This window comes from Microcystis aeruginosa NIES-4325, from assembly GCF_008974145.1.
GTDB lineage: Bacteria > Cyanobacteriota > Cyanobacteriia > Cyanobacteriales > Microcystaceae > Microcystis > Microcystis aeruginosa_G.
This window is the reverse complement of record NZ_BJKP01000088.1, coordinates 1-1,403: the sequence shown is the minus strand read 5'-3', so window position 1 is coordinate 1,403 and position 1,403 is coordinate 1. Positions and strand designations below refer to the sequence as shown.

At 48.0% G+C, this 1,403-nt stretch carries 1 pseudogene; it reads left to right on the top strand.

The features are described from left to right. Window positions 1–1,403 (top strand): annotated as a pseudogene (locus MiAbW_RS19080) (DUF1156 domain-containing protein); the annotation flags it as partial.

Below are 1,403 nucleotides of genomic sequence, written 5' to 3'. Positions count from 1 at the left end.
GCGACGGCTTATGGGGATGCGGTGGCGACTTATTTGGCTTTTGGAGTGGATAGACTTTCTGATCGAAACTCTACGATTTGTAGCTGGGATATTAGTCGTGATAGCACGCGCAATACTTTCGCTCGTCAAGCGATTCCCATGACCTGGGATTTTGCCGAAGCGAATCCTATGAGTGACTCGACGGGCAATTTTAATGGTGCAATTGATTGGGTAGTTGAAGTTATTAAAAAATCCTCTTGTTCCGCCCCAGGACAAGTTATTCAAATTGATGCTACTGCTAAAAGTAATGACGAAATAGCACCCAGAATCATCTCTACAGACCCCCCATACTACGACAACATAGGCTATGCAGACCTTGCAGACTTTTTTTATGTTTGGTTGCGTCGTTCCCTTAATTCAGTCTATTCAAACATCTTCAGCACTTTACTCGTACCCAAAACACCGGAATTAGTCGCTACTCCCTATCGTTTTGGGGGTGATAAAAAAAAAGCTCAATCCTTCTTTGAGGAAGGACTAGGAAAAGCATTCGGGCGAATGAATGGGATGGCTCACTCAGATTACCCTCTTACTGTCTATTACGCCTTTAAACAGGCAGAAACAGAAGACAGTGATGATGATAAGGGAAATGCTGTTGTCTCTTCCACTGGATGGGAAACCATGCTCGAAGGTTTGATTAAATCTGATTTTTCCATTGGTGGCACATGGCCAATGCGAACAGAACTGAGTAACCGTAGTGTTGGACTTGGCAGCAACGCCCTCGCCTCCTCCATCGTCCTCGTGTGTCGTCCCCGTCCCACCGACGCGCCCAAAGCCAGCCGCCGGCAATTCCTCAACGAACTGAAGCGAGACCTTCCCCAAGCCCTAAAACTGCTGCAACAGGGCAATATTGCCCCCGTTGACCTCGCCCAAGCCAGTATTGGGCCCGGGATGGCAATCTACTCCAAATACGCCGCTATCCTCGAATCTAACGGCACTTCCATGGGTGTTCGTACCGCCCTGCAACTGATTAACCAGATTCTCGACGAATTTCTCACCGAACAAGAAGGAGAATTTGATAGTGATACCCGTTGGGCGCTGACTTGGTTCGAGCAGTACCAATTCAACGAAGCACTATATGGCGATGCAGAAACCCTCTCCAAAGCCAAAAACACCAGTATTCAGGGCATGGTTGAAGCTGGCATACTAGAAGCAAAAGCCGGTAAAGTGCGACTACTCAAGCGCGAAGATCTTAAAACCGATTGGAAGCCAGAAAAAGATGAGCGGACACCCGTATGGGAAATCACCCAATACCTCATCCATACCCTCGATAAAAAGGGCGAAACCGGAGCGGCGGAACTCCTAGCCAAACTAGGAAACAAAGCCCACCTAGCCAAAGAACTCGCCTATAGACTTTATAGCCTCTG